This is a genomic window from Aliiglaciecola aliphaticivorans (assembly GCF_054782055.1).
Genome location: NZ_BAAGTF010000020.1, coordinates 69,044 through 90,003 on the forward strand (window position 1 = coordinate 69,044; position 20,960 = coordinate 90,003).

Sequence of the window (20,960 nt, forward strand, 5' to 3'; positions counted from 1 at the left end):
CAAGACCCAGTAAATTTTATACATTTGCGCGTCCATTCCGATTATTCGATGATGGATGGTCTGAATAAGATCAAGCCTATTCTTGGAAAAGTAAAAGAAATGGGCATGCCCGCAGTGGCAATTACCGATCAGATGAATATGTGTGGCTTAGTGAAATATTACGATGCCGCCCATGCTAACGGGATTAAACCCATCATCGGCGCTGATTTTTGGGTCCAAAGCGAAGAATTAGGAGAGGAGTTATTTAGACTCACTTTGCTGGCAAGCAACAACCAAGGCTATAAAAATATTACCTTGCTCATTTCTAAAGCTTATCAGCGAGGTCATGTGCAAAACCGAGCCGTCATTGATAAACAATGGCTGGTTGAACATAAAGAAGGGGTGATTATACTTTCGGGTGGCTTGTCGGGTGATCTGGGGCAAGTACTAACCAAAGGTAATATGCCTTTAGCTGCACAAATTTCCCAATTCTATGAGAGTCACTTTCAGGATTGTTACTATTTAGAGCTTAATCGCACTGGTCGCCCGGGAGAGCAAGAATATATTCAACGCGCTACCGATTGGGCGTTGGAACATGATCTGCCTGTGGTTGCCACCAATGAAGTTTGTTTTATCGCCAAAGAGGGGTTTGCCGCCCATGAAATTAGAGTGTGTATCCATGATGGTTATACACTCGATGATAAACGACGACCTAAACTCTATAGTGAGCAGCAATACCTGCGCAGCCCGGAAGAAATGTGTGAGCTGTTTTCCGATATTCCAGAAGCGTTGCAGAATACCGTTGAAATAGCCAAACGCTGCAACGTAACCGTGACCTTGGGCGAATACTTTTTGCCTAAATTCCCCACTGGCGGCATGTCTGATGCTGATTATCTCGTTAAAGTTTCCTGGGAAGGATTAGAAAGACGCTTAAAGTTCTTGTTTCCCGACGAACAAGAACGAGCAGAAAAAAGACCCGAATACGATGAGCGTTTAGAAATTGAATTAACCGTTATTAACCAAATGGGGTTCCCCGGTTACTTCTTGATCGTAATGGAATTTATCCAATGGAGTAAAGATCATGGTATTCCTGTAGGGCCAGGACGAGGGTCAGGTGCAGGTTCTCTTGTGGCCTACGCCCTTGATATTACCGATTTGGATCCCCTAGAATTTGATTTATTATTCGAAAGATTCCTCAACCCTGAACGGGTATCCATGCCTGATTTCGACGTTGATTTTTGTATGGACCGACGTGATGAGGTGATTGATCACGTGGCCGATATGTACGGTCGTCAAGCCGTATCGCAAATAATCACATTCGGTACCATGGCCGCTAAAGCGGTAGTTCGAGATGTAGGCCGAGTATTAGGCCATCCCTATGGTTTTGTCGATAGGATTTCGAAGTTAATCCCCTCTGATCCAGGTATGACCTTAGAAAAAGCGTTTGCCGTTGAGCCAAGGTTGCCAGAGCTTTATCAAGAAGATGAAGAAGTAAAAGATCTAATTGATATGGCTAGGATCTTAGAAGGCGTCACTCGTAATGCCGGTAAACATGCCGGAGGGGTGGTCATCTCCCCAACTGAAATTACCGATTTTGCGCCACTATATTGCGATGATGAAGGTAAAAATCCGGTTACTCAATTCGATAAAAATGACGTTGAAACAGCCGGGCTGGTGAAGTTCGATTTCTTAGGATTACGTACACTTACCATTATTCAGTGGGCCATCGACATGATTGCCGAAGGTCGCGGCAAGCAAATCGATATTACTGCGATTCCACTAGAGGACCCTAAAAGCTTTAAAACCCTGTTGAATTCCGAAACAACCGCAGTATTCCAATTAGAATCACGGGGGATGAAGGATTTAATTAAACGTCTTAAGCCTGATTGCTTCGAAGATATTATCGCATTAGTAGCACTATTTAGACCTGGTCCTTTGCAATCAGGGATGGTAGATAACTTCATAGATAGAAAGCACGGTAGAGAAGAAATTTCCTATCCAGATGCAGAATATCAACATGATTGTTTAAAAGAAATATTGGAACCGACCTACGGCATCATTCTGTACCAAGAACAAGTTATGCAAATTGCCCAAGCCATGGCGGGCTACAGTCTTGGTGGTGCCGATATGTTGCGCCGAGCAATGGGTAAGAAGAAACCTGAAGAGATGGCGAAACAACGTAGTGTGTTTGCCGAAGGCTCTAAAGGCAATAATATCGATCCCGATCTTGCTATGAAAATATTCGATCTGGTGGAAAAATTCGCTGGATATGGTTTTAACAAATCCCACTCCGCGGCTTATGCCCTAGTGTCGTACCAAACTTTGTGGCTGAAAGCCCATTATCCTGCCGAGTTTATGGCCGCGGTAATGTCAGCTGATATGGATAATACGGACAAGATTGTTACTTTGGTGGATGAATGTAACCGGATGGGATTGACCATTCTGCCACCTGATTTGAATGCCGGACAATATAAATTTACGGTAGATGAACAAGGCCGTATCGTTTATGGCATTGGTGCAATTAAAGGGGTAGGGGAAGGTCCTATCGAAGCGATTATTGCTGCTCGTAAAGAGCATACTCAGTTTTCTGACTTATTTGACTTTTGTGCTAAGGTTGATTTGAAGAAAATAAACAAACGAGTCCTTGAAAAGTTAGTGATGGCTGGCGCTATGGATAATTTAGGGCCTCATCGTGCCTGTATCATGGCGACCTTGCCAGAAGCGATTGCAGCGGCAGATCAACATGCCAAAGCTGAATCTCATGGTCAATCTGATATGTTCGGTTTATTGACCACAGAGCCGGATCAGGTAGAACAGGCGTTTGCAAATGTACCTGAATGGCCAGAAAAAATTTGGTTAGACGGAGAAAAAGAAACTCTTGGCCTATACTTAACAGGTCATCCAATAAATCAGTATGAAAAAGAGCTCAAACATTATAGTTCAGCTCGTTTGGTGGACTTAAAACCCACCAACAAGGATACTACCTCTGTCGCCGTTGGCTTAGTTATTGGCGTTCGAGTGATGACTAACAAAAAAGGGCGACGTTGGGCAATTGTTACTTTGGATGATAAAAGTGCTCGAATGGATGCGCGCTTTTTTCCAGACATGTTTGAGAAATACGAAGAACTGCTTCAACCTGACCGAATTCTGCTGATTTCCGGACAGGTCAGCTTTGATGATTTCTCAGGTGGCAATACAATATCCGGTCGTGACGCTATGGATATCGTGCAGGCTCGAGAGAAAAATGTAAAATGCCTAGGGTTAGAAGTAGAATCTGACTGGTGTAACGATGAAAGAGTGGCTAAACTGCAAGCAGTTCTGCAAAATTATCAAGGTGGAAGTTGTCCGGTTAAAATGCGGGTTGTTCATCCCGATGCAGAAATGGTTTTAGCATTTGGTGCGCAGTGGTACGTGACACCAGAAGACCAATTAATTTATGAATTGCAGCAAATGCTACCTAAACAAGCGGTAGAGCTGCAATTTAGTTAACACCAATAGTGTGTTTGTAAACAAATATAAGGTTTGGAATGAGTTTGAATTATCTTGATTTCGAAAAACCTATCGCTGATTTAGAAGCAAAAATTGAAGAACTACGGTTAGTCAATCAAGGCGGTGAGTTTGATGTCGGCATTGAAGAGTCCATCACTAAGTTGCGGGAAAAGAGTGCAGAACTGACTGCTAAAATTTTTTCCGATTTGGGAGCTTGGCAGGTTTCACAAATTGCAAGGCACCCAATGCGACCTTATACACTGGATTATATTCCGCGCCTTTTTGAAGAGTTTGATGAGTTAGCTGGTGATCGTGCTTTTGCAGATGATAAAGCTATCGTTGGTGGGTTAGCAGACTTTGATGGTCAACCCGTTATGGTGATTGGTCATCAAAAGGGCCGTGATACCCATGAAAAAATCCGCCGCAACTTCGGTATGCCTAAACCTGAAGGGTATCGCAAAGCCCTGCGTTTAATGCATATGGCGGAGCGATTTAATTTGCCTATTATTACCTTCATCGACACCCCTGGAGCCTATCCCGGAGTTGGTGCTGAGGAACGTGGACAAAGTGAAGCCATTGCCCGTAACCTTAAAGAAATGGCCGACTTGAATGTGCCTATTATCTGTACGGTGATTGGTGAAGGTGGCTCAGGTGGAGCACTTGCCATTGGTGTTGGTGACAGAGTAAACATGCTGCAATACAGTACTTACTCGGTTATATCTCCTGAAGGATGCGCGTCCATACTATGGAAAAGTGCCGAAAAAGCGCCGTTGGCAGCTGAAGCTATGGGGGTCAGTGCAGGTCAGATAAAAGACCTCGGATTGATTAACAATATCGTAGAGGAGCCCTTAGGCGGAGCCCATCGTAATCATGACGCCATGGCTGCAAACCTCAAAGCAACCCTCAAGCAACAATTATCACAATTGATGAGCTTATCTAAAGATGAACTGCTCGAACAACGTTATGAGCGAATCATGTCTTTTGGTTATTGTTAAGCTAACCATTAATCGCGTTTCTAAACCGTCTTGTTTTTACAAGGCGGTTTTTGCCTTATGAAACTACAAAATCGTATCACAGAACGTGTTTCTCAATTTCTTGAAGGATCTGGCAGGCAAGTTGTTGTTGCTTACAGTGGTGGGGTGGATTCTCATTTGTTGCTGGTAACGGTGGCAGAACTGATGGGCCAATATCCCGTACACAATTATTTGGCAATACACGTTAATCATGGCTTAAGCCCCAATGCGGATCAGTGGCAACGGCATTGTCAGCAAGTGTGCGCAGATCTAGATGTTTCGTTTAAAGTTCAGCAGGTGAAGGTGGACGCTAGGGCAAATGGCGGTCTGGAAGCTGCTGCTCGAAAAGTTCGTTATCAAGCCTTAGAGGCCATGACGGAACATGATGGTTTGATCTTGTTAGGTCAACATGTTCAAGATCAACTGGAAACAATTTTGTTGCAATTAAAACGTGGTGCAGGCCCTAAAGGGCTCTCAGCCATGGCCCAATCAGCAGTAAGTGAAAATAGCATTACACTGGCTCGACCGTTTCTTGAATTGGAAAAACGTGAAATATTGCAATTGGCGCAACAAAAAGGCTTGCAATGGATCGAAGATGAGTCAAATCAAAATACTCGATTCGACCGCAACTTTTTGCGCTCGGAAGTCATTCCAACGATGTTAGAACGCTGGCCAAATCTAGCCTCTGCTGCCAGCCGCTCAGCCCAATTATGTGCACAACAGCAGCAACTTCTTGATGAAGTTAATGCTAAACATTTGCAATCAATGATAAATTCACGGTTTGCCATTGATATTAATAAGTTACTCGATCTTTCAACCCCTTGGCAGAATCAAATAGTACGATATTGGCTTTCTGAACAGAAAGTCGAGATGCCCTCTCACACCGCCTTAGGCGAATTACCAAAACTCTTATGTGCCAAACAAGATGGCAACCCGATGATTGATATCGGCCTTTATCAGCTGCGACGCTTTAGAGAACACTTATATTGTGTAAAGAAGCAAGTGTTAGCATCTGAAGTGGATCTTGTTTTAACTACAGCGAGCACAGATTTACCCAATGATTTAGGGCATTTACGCATTGCAGAGAAGTACGTCGGGCAATTGATGATTAAATCTCGTGCTAATAGCCTGAAATTCAAACCACTTGGTTCGAGCCATTCAAAATTGTTGAAACAATGGTTTAAACAGTGGGATGTGCCAGTATGGGAAAGAGAGCGTAGTTTGCTTCTATACTGGCAAGATAGAGTGATTGCAGTGATATGTGAACAACAAATTATTTTTGCCAATGACGTGCCTGTTGAGCTCACTTCAAGTATTCATTTTCGGGTCAATCCACCACAACTTTGATGTATCTCTGTGCATTTTTAGTTCAAAATGTGAGCGGATATGGATTGCTAAGCATTAAAATATATTTTTATCCTTACAATGCTAGTGTTTGCCCCTGCTTCTAGCGTAAAATCGAATATATAATCCTTGATGGGATTACTTTTAATTCTATCGGTAAATTGATCTTATTAATATTTTGGAGATTTGAGACTGTTATGGCTGCATTTGGAACTGTTTTTATGCCTGAAATGGCACTTACTACCTTTGAAAATGATCACTGGAGTAAGGCTGAGTTTGTCAGCGCTGAAAGTATTCAGATGCATCCTGGGGCCCATGTTTTACATTATTCCAGTACATGTTTCGAGGGACTAAAAGCATTTAGACATAAAGATGGCAGCGTGAATATTTTTCGTATGGAAGAAAATATTAAACGAATGGTACAAAGTTCCAAATTATTGTTTTTACCGGAAGTTGATGAAAATCAATTGTCGCAAATGATTGTTGAAATGGTAACGAAATACGCTGACGAAGTGCCGCAGCCTCCTGGTTCTATGTATATTCGTCCAACCCATATCGGTACAGAACCTTCTATTGGTAAAGCAGCAGCACCGTCAGCGACTTCAATGTTGTATGTTCTGTTATCACCAGTGGGTGATTACTTTGCGGGAGGAGCTCGTCCATTAAGACTGCTATTGGCAGAGGATGGTATGCGTTGTGCGCCTCATATGGGTATGATCAAAAGTGGTGGCAATTATGCTAGTGCTCTAGGACCCATACTCGAAGGCAAAGAAAAATTTGATGCTGACCAAATTCTATTTTGCCCGGATGGTGATGTACAAGAAACCGGCGCTGCAAACTTTATTTTGATCGATGGTAATGAAATCATCACCAAAGCTTTGGATAGCTCATTTTTACATGGAATTACACGTAGTACGCTACTGACTCTTGCCGCCGACTTAGGTATGAAAGTGAGTGAACGTAACCTTTCTGTAGACGAACTCTTAGAACGTGTGGCAAAGCCAGGCACTGAAGCTGCACTTTCTGGTACGGCTGCGGTTTTGACTCCGGTGGGCACCTTAATCCATAAAGGCCAAGATGTTAAAGTCGGTACTGGAGAAGCGGGTCCTAAAGCCATTCAATTGCGTCAAGCGCTAAATCAAATCCAATGGGGTGAAGCTCCGGATACCCATGGTTGGTTAACAAAAATTTAATTGTCGGGGAATTCAGGTTAACTTACCTGAGCTTGATAAGCGTTCATTCTATGTAGCTGTAACCAGGCTGCATTTTCATTTAAGGCTTCTATGCTTATGGTTTTAATGACGCGTTGATAAGCAGCTAAGCTATCAATTTCAAGCGCGCAAGCTTCATCTAATAATGCCATATTATTCATTGCTTGTTGAAAATAGCCCGTTCGCAGGAAGCGTTGACTAAGTTCTGCAAACCCCTCTATTCCACATATTTTCCTTCTTTTGACTCCGTGCCAACGAAAAAAGCCAATATATGAAAATCGTCACAGCAACTAAAACCCATGGATTAAAAATCGCCCAATTGATAAGGCTAACAGCGTTTTTTAATGCCCCGCTAATCAAAAATGTTTAATGTGGTCCAGCGGACGAGGTTTTCCTTATGAGCTCAATAACATCGTTAGGCTTTAGGGGGCTGTCTCCACAGACTCGACGATTTCTTGGTTGTTACGACACAGCCAGTGGATCTGATGCTACGCTACAAGCTAAGTAAGCAAGAATAGGCGGCAAATTCATCCGTCTGAATCACCACACAGTCAAAATGGCAGCAGTCATTTATATTACTGGGTTTGCGAAACCCGCATGCATAAATCTGAGCTCTTAACTTTGCTAATTGTGGTGCTATACAGGCAGGCTTAACGGGATTTTTGTGACTTAATATCTCGCCAATCAGTTATTTTAATATTAGCAGTAATCTGTGGCACAGTGATTGCTAATTAACCAGTAATAAGACTTTTCTAATTAACTAAATGGGTATTAAGCCCTTTATTCGCCAAAAAATTGGCAGGAGCACTGGTTTTGGAACACATGACACCGGTTTTTGACGCTGGGTTGAAAGATAATAATCTGTTCAGCTCAGGTATGCATAATAGTGGCTTAAGTCATACTGAGTCGCACCAAATCATGTTGCAACTATCAACCAGTATTGATTTAGAAGAAATCGCACAACTGTTTTATCGTCAATTGAAGGCAAAAATAAATCTACAGGGCTTATCGATTAAATTTCCTGATGGTTTATTGACCTTTGGTAATACTGAAAAATCTAAAAATAACAAAACATTAGATCAAGTTAGTCAGCATAAAATCTTTGCTACCCTAATCTACTCATTTTCGAATGTATTGAGTTTACGAGAAACGGCAATACTCACTGATTTACATCGATTATTTAAATTTCCTTTAAAAAATGCACTGGAATTTCATAGTGTTAAACAACTAGCGCTCAAAGATCACCTGACATCACTGGGCAATAGAGTACACTATCAAGAGTCTTTATTAAGACTGCTTAGTCATGCTAAACGTGCCAGTGAAAGCTTTGGTTTACTGGTGATTGATTTGGATAAATTCAAATTAGTAAATGATACTTTTGGCCACCAAGAAGGTGATCAGGTATTGATTGCAGTTGCGAATGTATTAAATCAATCCTTACGCAATAGCGATTATGCTTTTCGCTTTGGTGGTGATGAATTCTGTTGTTTGTTGCCAGGTAGCGATGAACTGACAAATAGTAAAATAGCTAAACGTATTCAAGGGTTTATGAACCGAAATACAGTTTTAGCTAAATACAATATTTCCTGTAGCATCGGCAGTACCATGTATCAATTTGGTGATACTGACGAAACCTTGTTTAATCGGGCAGACAAAGCCTTGTATGCAGCGAAACAGAATGGGAAAAACTGTTATAAAGCGGCGTAACTTAGTCATTTAGCGGCAAAAAACTGCAGGCTTATTCCTTATATTGGCAACTTTCTTACATATTCGGCATAGTTTACATACCTTTTTAATGTTAAACACATTAGACTAATGTTTACTCCAAAATTATTTTTTCTCTTTTGAAGTAAGTGACCCATGGATTGGCGGTTCGAATTCAAGTAAATCCGTAGGCTTATTTTTGTTGTACGAGACTGTTTATGCTTAGCGATTTTGATCATAATACCGAATACCGCCGCAAGGTTTTACTAGTATTGTTGCTGATAACCTTTGTGGGCGGCTTTGTTTTTGGTTTGATTAATATTTATCGCGGGGTTTACGCCTTAGCTTTTCTTGAAATTGTGTACGGAGTTTTTTCGTTTTTCGTGTGGCGACGTGTTGTCCGCACTGAACATTTTCAAATATGGGTAATGGCTTATCTTTTACCATTCTTTTCGATAATGATGTACGCCTTATCAGTGCCTAATTCTTCCCAATCTATTTACGTATGGATTTTGACGATCCCTGTGATCTCCTATTTGCTAATGGGACGAAAAATTGGTTTCTACTTTTCGATTTTTTTTATGACCTTAGGGATTACGATATTCCATTTAAAATTTCTAACAGATGATATTCCATTGAATATTACGGTGTCTTTAAATGTGATATTGAGTGGCGTGCTTATGATTGCCTTAGCTCATGTTTATGAGCGTAATAGGGAGACTAACGAAGAGCGACTAATGCAATTGGCCGGCACTGATAAATTGACTGGGCTAGCAAATAGAATGAAATTGTTTGATTCTTTTGCATCCACCAGTGACTATGCAAAAAGGCATAAAGTTGATATGTCTGTGGTGCTTTTTGATTTGGATTATTTTAAAAATGTAAATGACTTATACGGCCATCATGGTGGGGATGCAGCTTTACGTTTTGTGGCTGAATTTCTGAAAAAATATACCCGAAAAAGCGATTTACTAGCGCGCTTTGGTGGTGAAGAATTTGCATTAGTAATGCAAGCGTCTAAATCAAAAGATAGTTTTCAACAAATTGATTCATTACGCAAAAAGTTAATGGAAACGCCTTTTATTTATAATAAACAAAAAATCAATATTACCTTCAGTGCTGGAATATCCCATTACGGTACTGATGGCACCGATTTGGATGAATTGCTAGTTAAAGCCGACGAACGTTTATACTTTGCTAAAGAAAAAGGACGAAACTGCGTTGTCGACCAAAGCATACCGCAAAATTAGACTGTAAACCTGTTGGTTTCGACAAAGTAAGAACATTACTTTACCTCTAGAAAACTATGGTCATTCCTTCTGCAGCAGCAAATACTTGTAGATCATCCTCTGCAATGGCTATGACTTCCTGACAATGGGATTCAATGGCAGCAATATCATCGTCCGTTCTAATATGATCATGACTGTAAAGTGCTAATCGTTTAGCCCTGCAAGCTAGCGCCAACTTGACTGCTTCTTCTGCTACCGAGTGCCCCCAACCGGATTTTCCAGGCATATCCGATAACATATACTGAGCGTCATGGATAATAATATCCGCACTCATTGCAAACTCAACCCATTGTAAAAAATCAGTTTCTTTGACGTAGGGGGGATAAAGTTCATTATCCGTTATGTAGGCCACTTTAGCGCCATCGGCTTCTATTAAGTATGAGCTTCCACTACCAGGGTGATTCATAGGGTGACGAGAAATTTTAGCGCTGCCAATTTTCCAACTATTGATGCCCTCTGGTATTGATTTTAATTCGATATTGGATTGCAATGTGTTGTGATGAACCGGAAAATAACTACCAGACATCTGTTCTAAAATGGCATTACTTTCATCTAATGTTGTCATACCTGGGGTGATGAATATGTTTCTATCCGGCTGATATATAGGTGCAAAGAACGGAAACCCTTGAATATGATCCCAATGATTGTGGGTTAGCAATAAATGTACATCCGATTGCTTGGATATTAATTTTTGACCAAGGTTTTTGATGCCCGTTCCGGCATCTAGAATAATGTCCGTGCCATCATCCAACGCAATGTGCACACAGGCTGTATTGCCACCATATTTTACATATTCTGGACCCGGCGCTGGAATTGAACCTCTAACACCGTAAAACGTTAATTGCATATGCCATCTCTTTTTTGCCGTTTGTGCACACGAACCTGTTATGCGTAAATATTAGCATAGACTATCACTGAGAAATTCAAAAAATAAGATGTAAACTTATTCAAAGTTATTGAAAAGTATATGGAAATAGAACTTAGTCAAAAGAGTACCAAGCATGATCTTGGTACTCTTATTTATTGACTACTGTTTTTGCAATAGGGATAAAACATCTTTGATACTAACTATCTGCTTTTCACCAGTACGTCTATGTTTATACTCAACGTTGTCTTCGTCTAGGTTGCGTTCACCTATAACAATAGTGTGAGGAATACCGATTAATTCCATATCATTGAACATCACGCCTGGGCGTTCTTTACGATCATCAAAAAGTACATCTATTCCTGCGGCGACGAGTTCTTCATAAAGTGATTCCGCTACTTGCTGAATACGGTGGGATTTGTGCATGTTCATTGGGATCAATGCAACTTTGAAAGGCGCTATAGCTTCAGGCCAAATTATGCCGTATTTATCATGATTCTGTTCTATGGCGGCGGCAACAATTCTCGATACACCTATGCCATAACATCCCATAGCTAATACTTGGTGTTTGCCTTGCTCGTTTAACACCCCACAGCCCATGGCTTCGGAATACTTATCACCTAATTGGAAGATGTGACCAACTTCAATACCACGTTTGATTTCTAGTGAGCCCTGTCCGTCGGGAGAAGGATCACCAGCTTCAACATTGCGCAAATCGGCAACTTGATAGTCAACAATGTCTCTATCCCAGTTCGCGCCTGTGAAATGGAACCCTGTTTTGTTCGCCCCACATACAAAATCCGTTAAGTGGGCTGCACTTTTATCTACAATGACAGGGATTGATAGTTCAAGGGGCCCAATAGAACCGGTTTCACAATTTAAGTCTTGGAATATTTGTTGGTCGTTTGCCATTGTTAAAGGCGCATAGACAGAATCAAGTTTTTCGGCTTTGATGTCATTTAACGTGTGATCACCGCGAAGCACCAGTGCTACTAATCCTTGCTGACCTTTATCATCTTGCTCACCAAGTACGATTAGCGTTTTAACCGTTTTGTCTGGGCTGATGTCAAATTGCTCGCAGACTTGCTCAATGGTTTTCACATTAGGCGTAGCAACTTGTGTTTTAACCGCCATAGCGGGAGCTTTTTCTGTTACGGGTGAAATTGCTTCGGCCATTTCAATATTGGCCGCATAGTCAGACCCATTACTGAATGCGATGGCGTCTTCGCCTGATTCTGCTAAAACATGAAATTCATGGGAAACTGCACCACCAATGGAGCCAGAATCAGCAATTACAGGGCGATATTCCAGACCGAGTCGTTCGAAAATATTACAGTAGGCCTGAAACATTTTATCGTAAGTCTGTTGCAATGATTCTTCAGATGTATGAAATGAGTAGGCATCTTTCATGGTGAATTCGCGACCACGCATTATGCCAAATCGAGGACGTACTTCATCACGAAATTTAGTTTGTATTTGATAAAGGTTAATGGGCAATTGTTTGTAACTGCTAATTTCGTTTTTGACTAACGAGGTGATAACTTCTTCATGAGTTGGACCCAAAACAAAATCGCGGTTATGGCGATCTTTGATGCGCAGGAGTTCAGGACCGTATTCATCCCATCGGCCACTTTCTTGCCATAGATCAGCAGGTTGAACAACAGGCATTAACATTTCAATTGCCCCAGCTTTGTTCATTTCTTGGCGAACAATATCAGCCACTTTATTAAGCACACGTAATCCACTTGGCAGCCATGTATATAAGCCAGAAGCAAGCTTACGAACCATACCCGCTCGTAACATCAATTTGTGACTAATGACTTCCGCATCGGCAGGAGTTTCTTTTTGGGTAGATAACAGATATTGGCTGGTACGCATCAGCTTAGTAGATCCTTATTTTGCTGTTAAATCGAAAACGGACGACATTCTACCAGCACCCTCTAAAAGGCAAAAGAGATATTATCCCCGTTGTGAAAAAAGGCGTTGATTAAGCGATGAGTATTTAGGGGATTGAGTAATTAAAAATGAGAACGGCTCAAGGTGCTAGCCCTTCGTTTTGTATTTTGTTGATATGCTCTACTACGCACGTTTTGCCGTCAACACGCCATTGGATGTTTAAATTATACAGTGTGACTCCGTATAGACGTTCACTGGGTTTATTTTTGTGATACGCAGGACGAGGATCCTGTCCTAAAATTTGTTCAATCAAGACAGTTAGTTGTGGATATTGCGGTTGGTGGATAATCAACTGCTCATTGGCAGCTTGGGAAAATTTAACGACTAATGAGTCTTGAGGTCTAGTTTGTCCATAACCCGCTTCAGCTAAAGGGATACTGTCTGAGTAGGGAATATAGGGTTTAATATCGATAATTGGGGTGTTATCCAACAGATCCATTCCTGAAATCAGTAAACTCTGTTGCCCATCTTCGCTGATTATCTTTTCTAGTTTTACTGCGCTCATTCCTAGATTGTTGGGACGGTGTGTACTGCGGGAGGCGAAAACGCCAACTTTTGCATTTCCACCAAGTCTCGGTGGCCGCACCAATGGCGAGGTGGATTTATTGGCAGTTTGATGAAATTGAAATATTAACCATAAGTGGCTGAATTGTTCGATACCTCGAATAAAGTCAGCAGAATTAAATGCTTGGTAAAAATGTATCTGCCCCCTGGCCGCAGTTACCAGGCCTGGCTGCCTGGGAATAGCAAACTTCTCTTTGTATGGGGTGTTAATATAGCCAATGGGGCTTATTTCAATAGACATGTAGACCTTTGTATTTCATGGGGTTTATTTTTGGTGGGGGAAGGGGGAAACACATTTTGCAACACAATGACATTAAATTGAAACCTCAATAACAAAGGATTTCTGTTATGCTTTAGTTGTTCACTTCCCGAACCAACCTTAGACTTAAACTTGGATTAAATTAACATTTTACCGAGTTTAGGTCTTTTTTTTTGGTACTCTAAAATATATTGGCATCAGATTGCATTTTTAATACACTTTTTGGCAATGAAGTGTGAGATTCTGACGTCTTACTTATAATAAAAAATTTTCTTAATTGTTCGCGTAAATTCTTGATTTCTTTTTTCTGAGTACCATATTCAATAGCAATGTGGATAACTCACTGATCATAATGGGAATAGCATGATCTATGTAAAAAATTTAACGAAGATTTTTGGCGATTTTGTCGCTGTTAATCACCTTAGTTTTGATATCCAGCCAGGCGATGTAGTTGGATTTTTGGGTCCCAACGGTGCGGGCAAATCTACCACTATGAAAATGCTTACGGGATTTATCACACCTGATGATGGCGACATCTTAATTGATGATTTATCAATTTACGAAGACGCCAAAAAAATAAAACAAAAAATCGGTTATTTGCCAGAAGGTGCGCCAGCATATGGGGATATGACACCCTTGCAGTTTTTAAATTTTATTGCCGCAATTCGCGGTTTAAAAGGTGACTTAAAACGGCAACGCATTAGCCATGTAATTAATAAAATAGATTTACAATCGGTGTTAGATAAACCCATTGAAAATTTGTCTAAAGGATTTAAGCGACGAGTGGGGTTAGCCCAAGCGCTGTTGCATGATCCACAGATATTGATTTTAGATGAACCTACAGACGGACTGGATCCCAACCAGAAACATCAGGTACGTGAGCTCATACAAAATCTTGCCAAAGATAAAATCGTGATTATTTCCACTCATATACTTGAAGAGGTTTCGGCCTTGTGTAACCGAGTGATGATCATTGCGGCCGGGCAGATGAAATTTAATGGTACACCAAAAGAACTCATCCAAAAATCCAAATATCATAATGCCATTACCTTACATTTGAGCTATCCATCTGATACTTCTGGTTTTCTAGATGTACCAGGCATAGTTGATATTTTATCAGATCGCGCGTCTGGAAAAGTGACCTTATTGACTGAACCGGGCAAAGATATTTTGCACGATGTAAATAAGCATATTCATGAACGGCGTTTGCCAGTAGATACCTTGTATGTTGAGCCGGGCCGTCTTGATCAAGTGTTTCGAGAGTTGACACAGGGAGGGAATGATTAATGGGCATGATCTCGACGCTATTTAAACGGGAAATTGCAAGCTTTTTTGCTACGCCTGTTGCTTACGTTTTTATTACAATATTTCTGATTTTATCAGCAGTTTTTGCATTTTTTATAGGGAGTTTGTACGAACGCGAACAAGCAGACTTACTCCCATTTTTTAACTTCCATCCTTGGTTATATTTATTTCTAGTACCAGCAATTGCCATGCGTACTTGGTCTGAAGAGCGCAAAAGTGGAAGTATTGAACTGTTGATGACTTTACCTGTGAGTAGTTTGCAAGCAGTTATAGCAAAGTTCTTAGCCTCATGGGCTGTCCTGGGCTTATCACTGCTGCTTACCTTCCCATTGTGGCTAACTATTAATTATCTCGGCGAACCTGATAATGGGGTGGTAGTTGCGGCTTATATTGGCAGTTGGTTAATGTCAGGTGCGTTCCTAGCCATTGGAATGTGTATGTCAGCGATGACTAAAAATCAGGTAGTGGCCTTTATATTGGCAGTGGTTGTGTGTTTTTTGTTTGTCGTTAGCGGTAGCAATATTGTGTTGGATGCATTTAAAAATTGGGCGCCATCTATGTTGATTGATACGGTGGCCTCGTTTAGTTTTTTAACGCACTATGAGTCACTTGCCAAAGGGGTAATTGCCCTCAATGATGTAGGCTATTTCTGCATTTCAATTGTAATTTGGTTGTACGCCAGTTTATTGATAATCGAACGTAAAAAGGCGGATTAATAGTATGAGTAAATTTTCCACCTCTATAATTCTAATTTTATTGGCCGTTTTATTTTTTGCTTTAACGGTACTTAATAATCAGTTGTTGAGTCCATTTCGCCTCGATTTGACTGAAAACCAGGTTTATTCTTTATCTGATGGCAGTAAGGAAATTGTTTCTCACATTGATGAACCCATTAATTTGTATTTCTTCTTCTCAGATAAGTCATCTAAGAGCATGACGGCTTTACGCAATTATGCGAATCGCGTGGAAACCATGTTGCGAGAATATGAAAAAGCGGCGGATGGTAAAATCAAGTTACACATTGTTGATCCAGAACCTTTTTCAGAAGCAGAAGATCAAGCCAATGAATTTGGGCTTACTGCTGCAACTTTGGGTAATTTGGGAGATGCTGTTTATTTAGGGTTAGCCGCAACCAATGCTTTAGATGATCAAGAAACTATTGGTTTCTTTGATCCACAAAAAGAAAAATTTCTCGAGTATGAAATCAGTAAATTAATTCACAAGTTGTCTCAACCTGAGACGGTTAAAATAACCTTAGTGACGGATTTACCTCTTGCTGGTGGACAAAATCCCATGACAGGACAATTCGACCCGGCTTGGACGTTTTACAGCCAGTTACAACAATTGTATCAAGTGGAACAAATCTCAAATAGTGATGAAACCTTTCCCGAAGATACCGATGTGCTGATGTTAGTTCATCCTCAATCGTTAAATGAGAAACTATTGTATGCCATTGATCAATTCGTCATGCACGGCGGAAAATTGCTTGCTTTTGTTGATCCAAAAAATGAATCTGATCCCATGGCAATGATGGCCGGTATGGGAGCATCGGCTGAAAATAGCTCGAATTTGGCGACCTTGTTTGATGCCTGGGGACTGCAGTTCGATGATAGTCAGGTTTTACTTGATGCCGAGCTAGGGTTAGATATTCGTACAGCTGATGGTGGGGTTGCCAGGCACTTTGGTTTTGTTGGGGTTCAATCTCAACAACTTGACCGCGACGATGTTACCACTGCAAATCTGGAGATTATTAATGGAGCTTCATTTGGCACGTTCAGTAAATCTAATGGTAGCTCTCTTTCGTGGACCCCCTTAATGCGTTCTTCAGCAAATTCTGGTTTTATGGACGTGTTTACGTATTCGTCGTTGCAAGATCCCAATGCGTTGGCAAGGGAGTTTAAAAACCAAAATCGAAACCACGTATTGGCTGCAAGATTACAAGGCAGAGCGTCTTCGGCATACAAGCAAGCGCCAGATGACGTCACACTTGATAGCACACACATGTCTTCTACTCATCAAATAAATGTCATTGTGGTGGGAGATACAGACTTGTTGGCTGACCGATTCTGGGTACAGCAGGCCAATTTCTTTGGGGAAACGGTTTATACACCTTTTGCCAATAATGGCGATTTTGTTACCAATGCGGTAGAGAATTTGAGTGGCAGTGATGCGCTTATCAGTATTCGCAGCCGAGGCACTTTCGCGCGTCCGTTTAACACTGTAGATGCATTAAAAGTAGAAGCAGAGCGCAAGTTCCGAGAGCAAGAGCAGCTTTTGCAGCAACAATTGGATGAGACGGAACAACAACTCGCGCAATTGCAAAATCAACAAGTTGAAGGCGCTGGTCTGGTGATGACGCCAGAACAGCAACAAGCATTAGATGAATTTGTTGAAAAGCGTACCGAAATCCGAAAAGCGTTGCGCGAAGTCCGCCACCAATTGGACAAAGACATAGAGGAGCTTGGCAATTGGTTGAAGTTCATTAACATTGCGGTAGCTCCCATAGTGTTAATGCTTGTTCTGATGTTGCTTGCAAGGCTAATGAGGACGCGTTCTAAAGGTGATGAGGGTTTACCCTATGAATAAACAATTGATGTCGTTAGTGGTTATTATTGCTGCTTTAGTGGCGGCTATCTACTTTTTAGCAATGGGGGAAAATCAAGCTTCTGGAGAAAAAGTGAAGTTGTTTCCTGAGCTGGCTAAACAAGCACAAAAGATTCAAAAAATTCATCTTGCCAATGCAAATGGAATCTTAGTTGATGCTCGTCAGGATGCCGATGGGTGGGTAACGATACTGCCAGTCCGTGAACGTGAGTACCCACTACAACAAGAGGCTTTATCTGAACTGGTGGATGGTTTATCAAAAGCGGTACTATTTGAAGCCAAAACCGCCAAGAGTCAAAACTTTGCACGCTTGGGGTTGCAAGATATAAACGCAGTAGACAGTCAAGCCACACTGGTAAAAATAGCTGTAGGCTCGCAAACTTATCAGGTCCTAATTGGCTCGCGGGCGAGTTTAGGGCAGGGCTCCTACGTCCGATTAGTGGGGGAAAAGCAAACATGGTTATTGGATCGCGTCATAAGCTTACCAACAGATCAAAATTCTTGGCTCAAGCAGCCTATTTTGGATATCTCCTCTACGCAAATAAGTTATGTCCGCCGTGAAGGGAACTTAGGTTTTGAAATTGTCAAAGATTTCCAGCAAGAAGATGAGTTCCAATTAAGCGAGATAGGTGAAAAAGAGCAACTTAAATATGACAGTATTTTAAGTGCTTATGTAGACAACCTGGTTAATCTGAAATTTGAGAAAATAGCAGAAGAGGTTGTATTTGATCCTCAGTCGGTGACAGCTACGTTTGAAGTTGGTTTAGAAGATGGCAGGATAATTAATATCTGGCTGTGGGAAGTCGAGGGGGCCACTTTCGTTCGCTTTGAGGGGGATGCGGGCAAGTACTGGTATGACGTGAATTATCAATTGTCTAGCTTTTCTGCAGGGCAAATACAAAAAGAGTACAACGATTTCATCGAAGACAAAAATACTCAAATTCAACAGCCACAAGAATTTCCAATTGATGAAGGTGAGTCGCCTCAATAGCGCATTTTGCAAGGGGGACGAACAAAACTCAGAATGAAATCGTAACCCTAAAAGTCGAGGCTTCGTAATTTTGGTGTATTTTAATGGGTCATCTAAAGACTTAGGGTTTCATACAGGATAACAGCAATGCCTTCAGTGCGGTTTCACCCATATTGTGCGCTTTATTGATGTTGTTTTGTGGTATTTGTTCAGGGTTTTTATAAGAGCGAATTGCTTTGTCTAAGCCTTCTTCTCGAAGCAGGTGCAACATGGGGTAGGGTGAACGATTAGTGTAATTTGCCGGGGAGTTTTCAGGCTCCCCTTCAAAAACATAATCAGGATGAAAGCTGGCAATTTGATAGACACCTGAATAGCCGTTTTCATCTAACCAGGTCTGGGTTAAATCTACTATGTCTAGATAACTAAAAAATTGCTTAAAGCCGCCAGTAAGTATCATTAACGTGGTTTCAATTTGCGCATTTTTGTCTAAACAAAGCACTTCTTGAGCAAAAGAGCTGAGCACCTCTTTAGATTTTTTAGTATCGCAATCGGTGAAGCGAATCGAATTACGTAGCACTTCGCGCTTGGCAAACGGGCAAAAATTAAGGCCGATAACCACTTGATTTAACCAGGCTTTGGTTTCTTCAATCCCTTGGTTAGCAAACTCTTCACCTAGGTCCGTCACTAGCTACGGTACTTCACATATGCTTCTAAGGTATTTTCAATTAAACTCGCCACAGTCATTGGGCCCACACCGCCAGGAACCGGGGTAATCCATCCGGCATGCTCTTTAGCGACGTCGAATTCCACATCGCCCACTAAGGTGCCGTCCGCTTGTCGATTGATACCCACATCGATGACAATCGCACCAGGTTTAATCCAATCACCAGGAATAAATTCTGCTTTACCTACTGCGACTACTAGAATATCAGCACGCTTTACATGGCTTTTTAAATCTTGGGTGAATTTATGACAAGTGGTAACTGTACAACCCGCCAACAGTAGCTCAAGAGACATAGGACGCCCGACGATATTTGATGCCCCTACTATGACCGCATCTAATCCTTTTGCTGGACGTTTAGTTGATTCAATTAGGGTCATTATACCTTTTGGTGTGCAGGGCCTCAGGGCTGGCATACGTTGCACTAAACGACCGATATTGTAAGGGTGGAATCCATCTACATCTTTATCAGGACGAATACGTTCTAATACCTCTTCGGCATTTAAACCCGCTGGCAGAGGCAACTGCACCAGAATTCCATCGACTTGAGGATCCAGGTTGAGTGAGTCAACTAGCTCTAACAGTTGTTGCTGGGTAATATTAGCTGGTAAATCATGGGCCTTATCAACAAAACCCACTTCATCACAGGCTTTACGTTTATTGGCAACGTATACACCAGAAGCTGGATCATGACCGACTTTAATGACTGCAAGGCCGGGAGGTCTCTTTCCTGCCGCTGTTATAGCTTCTACTTGGGAAGCAACATTTTCTCTTACCTGTTTGGCAATTGATTTTCCATTTATCAGTTGTGCTGGCATGTGTTTGGCTTTTATAACTTCGATTGTGCATATTGTCCCATAACCTTGCTAAGCCAAGCAATCGTGAGTTGATATTAATTATGCTTAGTTGTTAGGTGGGCGGCAATTATTGTTTAGATAAGCAGGAATTGCCGTTGAACTCACGTATAATCAAACTATGTTTAATTGAAATGGTTTTAAAACCGACTACAAGAATAGGATATTACCCTTGCAACTCACTGGCGTAGAAATTTTTGGCTACTGTGCATCTGCTTTAATTGCGTTTTCACTTACTCGAGATTCCATTGTAAGGCTGCGTTGGTACAATTTATTTGGCGCATCTTCCTTTTGCATCTATGGAATAATCATAGGGGCATCTCCTGTGGCATTCTTAAATGGTTTTATTGCGATCACCAATATTGTCTATTTGCGTAAAATGCTAATGCAAGCCGAGCAACATTTCTCTGTATTAGAAGTGAGCATGCCCTCCAATTATGTGGATTTTTTCCTTGAATACCATCGTCAAGATATTGAATTCCACTTTCCGCGTTTTTTCAAAAAAATGCAGCAAACCCAACGTCGTTATTATTTTATGATGGAAAATACGGAAGTGGCGGGTTTACTTTCAGGCTATGCTGATGAAAATAATAATTTTATTGTTGATTTTGATTTTGTTATACCCGCCTATCGAGATTGTCGAATTGGTCATTTTGTTTTGGGACAGGGACAACGTTTAAAGACTCAGTTTGGCTATGGGGCGGTTTTTGCAAAGGCAGACAGCCTAAAACATGAAAACTATTTGCAGCAATTGGGTTTTTCCCCGAAGAAGAATGGGATATGGTTTTACCCTGATTGAATCAAGAGCTCAGAATAAGCCATCTTAACAATCT

The 20,960-nt window shown here is 41.3% G+C and carries 17 protein-coding genes; 11 read left to right on the forward strand and 6 right to left on the reverse strand.

What is annotated here, in order from left to right; genetic code table 11:
- The first annotated feature begins 48 nt into the window (after positions 1-48).
- The 4 genes from dnaE to ACYVIL_RS12030 all read left to right on the forward strand — a co-directional run bounded on the left by dnaE (position 49) and on the right by ACYVIL_RS12030 (position 7,018).
- Positions 49-3,468, forward strand: a complete 3,420-nt coding sequence (gene dnaE, locus ACYVIL_RS12015; protein WP_460312623.1) for a DNA polymerase III subunit alpha — start codon at positions 49-51, stop codon at positions 3,466-3,468.
- A 38-nt stretch (positions 3,469-3,506) separates the two neighbouring features.
- On the forward strand, positions 3,507-4,463 hold the full coding sequence (accA, locus tag ACYVIL_RS12020; RefSeq protein ID WP_303474444.1) for an acetyl-CoA carboxylase carboxyl transferase subunit alpha: 957 nt from the start codon (positions 3,507-3,509) through the stop codon (positions 4,461-4,463).
- 57 nt (positions 4,464-4,520) lie between these two features.
- On the forward strand, positions 4,521-5,828 hold the full coding sequence (gene tilS, locus ACYVIL_RS12025) for a tRNA lysidine(34) synthetase TilS (protein ID WP_460312583.1): 1,308 nt from the start codon (positions 4,521-4,523) through the stop codon (positions 5,826-5,828).
- A gap of 194 nt (positions 5,829-6,022) precedes the next feature.
- Positions 6,023-7,018: a branched-chain amino acid aminotransferase gene (locus tag ACYVIL_RS12030; RefSeq protein WP_460312584.1), complete on the forward strand. Its 996-nt coding sequence runs from the start codon at positions 6,023-6,025 to the stop codon at positions 7,016-7,018.
- 17 nt (positions 7,019-7,035) lie between these two features.
- Here the strand turns inward: ACYVIL_RS12030 and ACYVIL_RS12035 are convergent, their stop codons facing one another.
- Positions 7,036-7,188: a hypothetical protein gene (locus ACYVIL_RS12035; RefSeq protein ID WP_460312585.1), complete on the reverse strand. Its 153-nt coding sequence runs from the start codon at positions 7,186-7,188 to the stop codon at positions 7,036-7,038.
- Positions 7,189-7,858: 670 nt separating this feature from the next.
- On the opposite strand from ACYVIL_RS12035, the gene ACYVIL_RS12040 reads away from it, so the two are divergent.
- Both ACYVIL_RS12040 and ACYVIL_RS12045 read left to right on the forward strand, forming a co-directional pair.
- Positions 7,859-8,743, forward strand: a complete 885-nt coding sequence (locus ACYVIL_RS12040; RefSeq protein ID WP_460312624.1) for a GGDEF domain-containing protein — start codon at positions 7,859-7,861, stop codon at positions 8,741-8,743.
- Positions 8,744-8,958: 215 nt separating this feature from the next.
- A complete protein-coding gene (locus ACYVIL_RS12045; RefSeq protein WP_460312586.1) occupies positions 8,959-9,990 on the forward strand; it encodes a GGDEF domain-containing protein in 1,032 nt (343 codons plus the stop codon).
- Positions 9,991-10,036: 46 nt separating this feature from the next.
- On the opposite strand, the gene ACYVIL_RS12050 is transcribed toward ACYVIL_RS12045, so the two are convergent.
- From ACYVIL_RS12050 to tsaA, 3 genes are all read right to left on the reverse strand, one after another.
- A complete protein-coding gene (locus ACYVIL_RS12050) occupies positions 10,037-10,876 on the reverse strand; it encodes an MBL fold metallo-hydrolase (protein ID WP_460312587.1) in 840 nt (279 codons plus the stop codon).
- 180 nt (positions 10,877-11,056) lie between these two features.
- Positions 11,057-12,772 carry a proline--tRNA ligase gene (locus ACYVIL_RS12055; RefSeq protein WP_460312588.1) on the reverse strand — a complete coding sequence of 572 codons (1,716 nt, stop codon included), beginning with the start codon at positions 12,770-12,772 and terminating at the stop codon, positions 11,057-11,059.
- 157 nt (positions 12,773-12,929) lie between these two features.
- Positions 12,930-13,655, reverse strand: a complete 726-nt coding sequence (gene tsaA / locus ACYVIL_RS12060) for a tRNA (N6-threonylcarbamoyladenosine(37)-N6)-methyltransferase TrmO (RefSeq protein WP_460312589.1) — start codon at positions 13,653-13,655, stop codon at positions 12,930-12,932.
- A gap of 381 nt (positions 13,656-14,036) precedes the next feature.
- On the opposite strand from tsaA, the gene ACYVIL_RS12065 reads away from it, so the two are divergent.
- Genes ACYVIL_RS12065 through ACYVIL_RS12080 form a run of 4 tightly spaced genes read left to right on the forward strand, consistent with a single transcriptional unit; the run spans position 14,037 to position 18,573 of the window.
- On the forward strand, positions 14,037-14,960 hold the full coding sequence (locus ACYVIL_RS12065; RefSeq protein WP_460312590.1) for an ABC transporter ATP-binding protein: 924 nt from the start codon (positions 14,037-14,039) through the stop codon (positions 14,958-14,960).
- Positions 14,960-15,694, forward strand: a complete 735-nt coding sequence (locus ACYVIL_RS12070; protein ID WP_460312591.1) for an ABC transporter permease subunit — start codon at positions 14,960-14,962, stop codon at positions 15,692-15,694. Before ACYVIL_RS12065 ends, ACYVIL_RS12070 begins: the two co-directional genes overlap by 1 nt.
- Before the next feature lie 4 nt (positions 15,695-15,698).
- Entirely contained in the window at positions 15,699-17,564 is a 1,866-nt protein-coding gene (locus tag ACYVIL_RS12075) for a GldG family protein (RefSeq protein ID WP_460312592.1), read from the forward strand.
- Positions 17,557-18,573: a DUF4340 domain-containing protein gene (locus ACYVIL_RS12080; RefSeq protein ID WP_460312593.1), complete on the forward strand. Its 1,017-nt coding sequence runs from the start codon at positions 17,557-17,559 to the stop codon at positions 18,571-18,573. Before ACYVIL_RS12075 ends, ACYVIL_RS12080 begins: the two co-directional genes overlap by 8 nt.
- 100 nt (positions 18,574-18,673) lie before the next feature.
- Here the strand turns inward: ACYVIL_RS12080 and ACYVIL_RS12085 are convergent, their stop codons facing one another.
- Both ACYVIL_RS12085 and folD read right to left on the reverse strand, forming a co-directional pair.
- Positions 18,674-19,237, reverse strand: a complete 564-nt coding sequence (locus tag ACYVIL_RS12085; protein ID WP_303474432.1) for a DUF1415 domain-containing protein — start codon at positions 19,235-19,237, stop codon at positions 18,674-18,676.
- On the reverse strand, positions 19,237-20,091 hold the full coding sequence (gene folD / locus ACYVIL_RS12090) for a bifunctional methylenetetrahydrofolate dehydrogenase/methenyltetrahydrofolate cyclohydrolase FolD (protein ID WP_303474431.1): 855 nt from the start codon (positions 20,089-20,091) through the stop codon (positions 19,237-19,239). Before folD ends, ACYVIL_RS12085 begins: the two co-directional genes overlap by 1 nt.
- A 208-nt stretch (positions 20,092-20,299) precedes the next feature.
- Here folD and ACYVIL_RS12095 point away from each other — a divergent pair, with 208 nt between their 5' ends.
- Entirely contained in the window at positions 20,300-20,926 is a 627-nt protein-coding gene (locus tag ACYVIL_RS12095) for a hypothetical protein (protein ID WP_303474430.1), read from the forward strand.
- Positions 20,927-20,960: the final 34 nt, after the last annotated feature.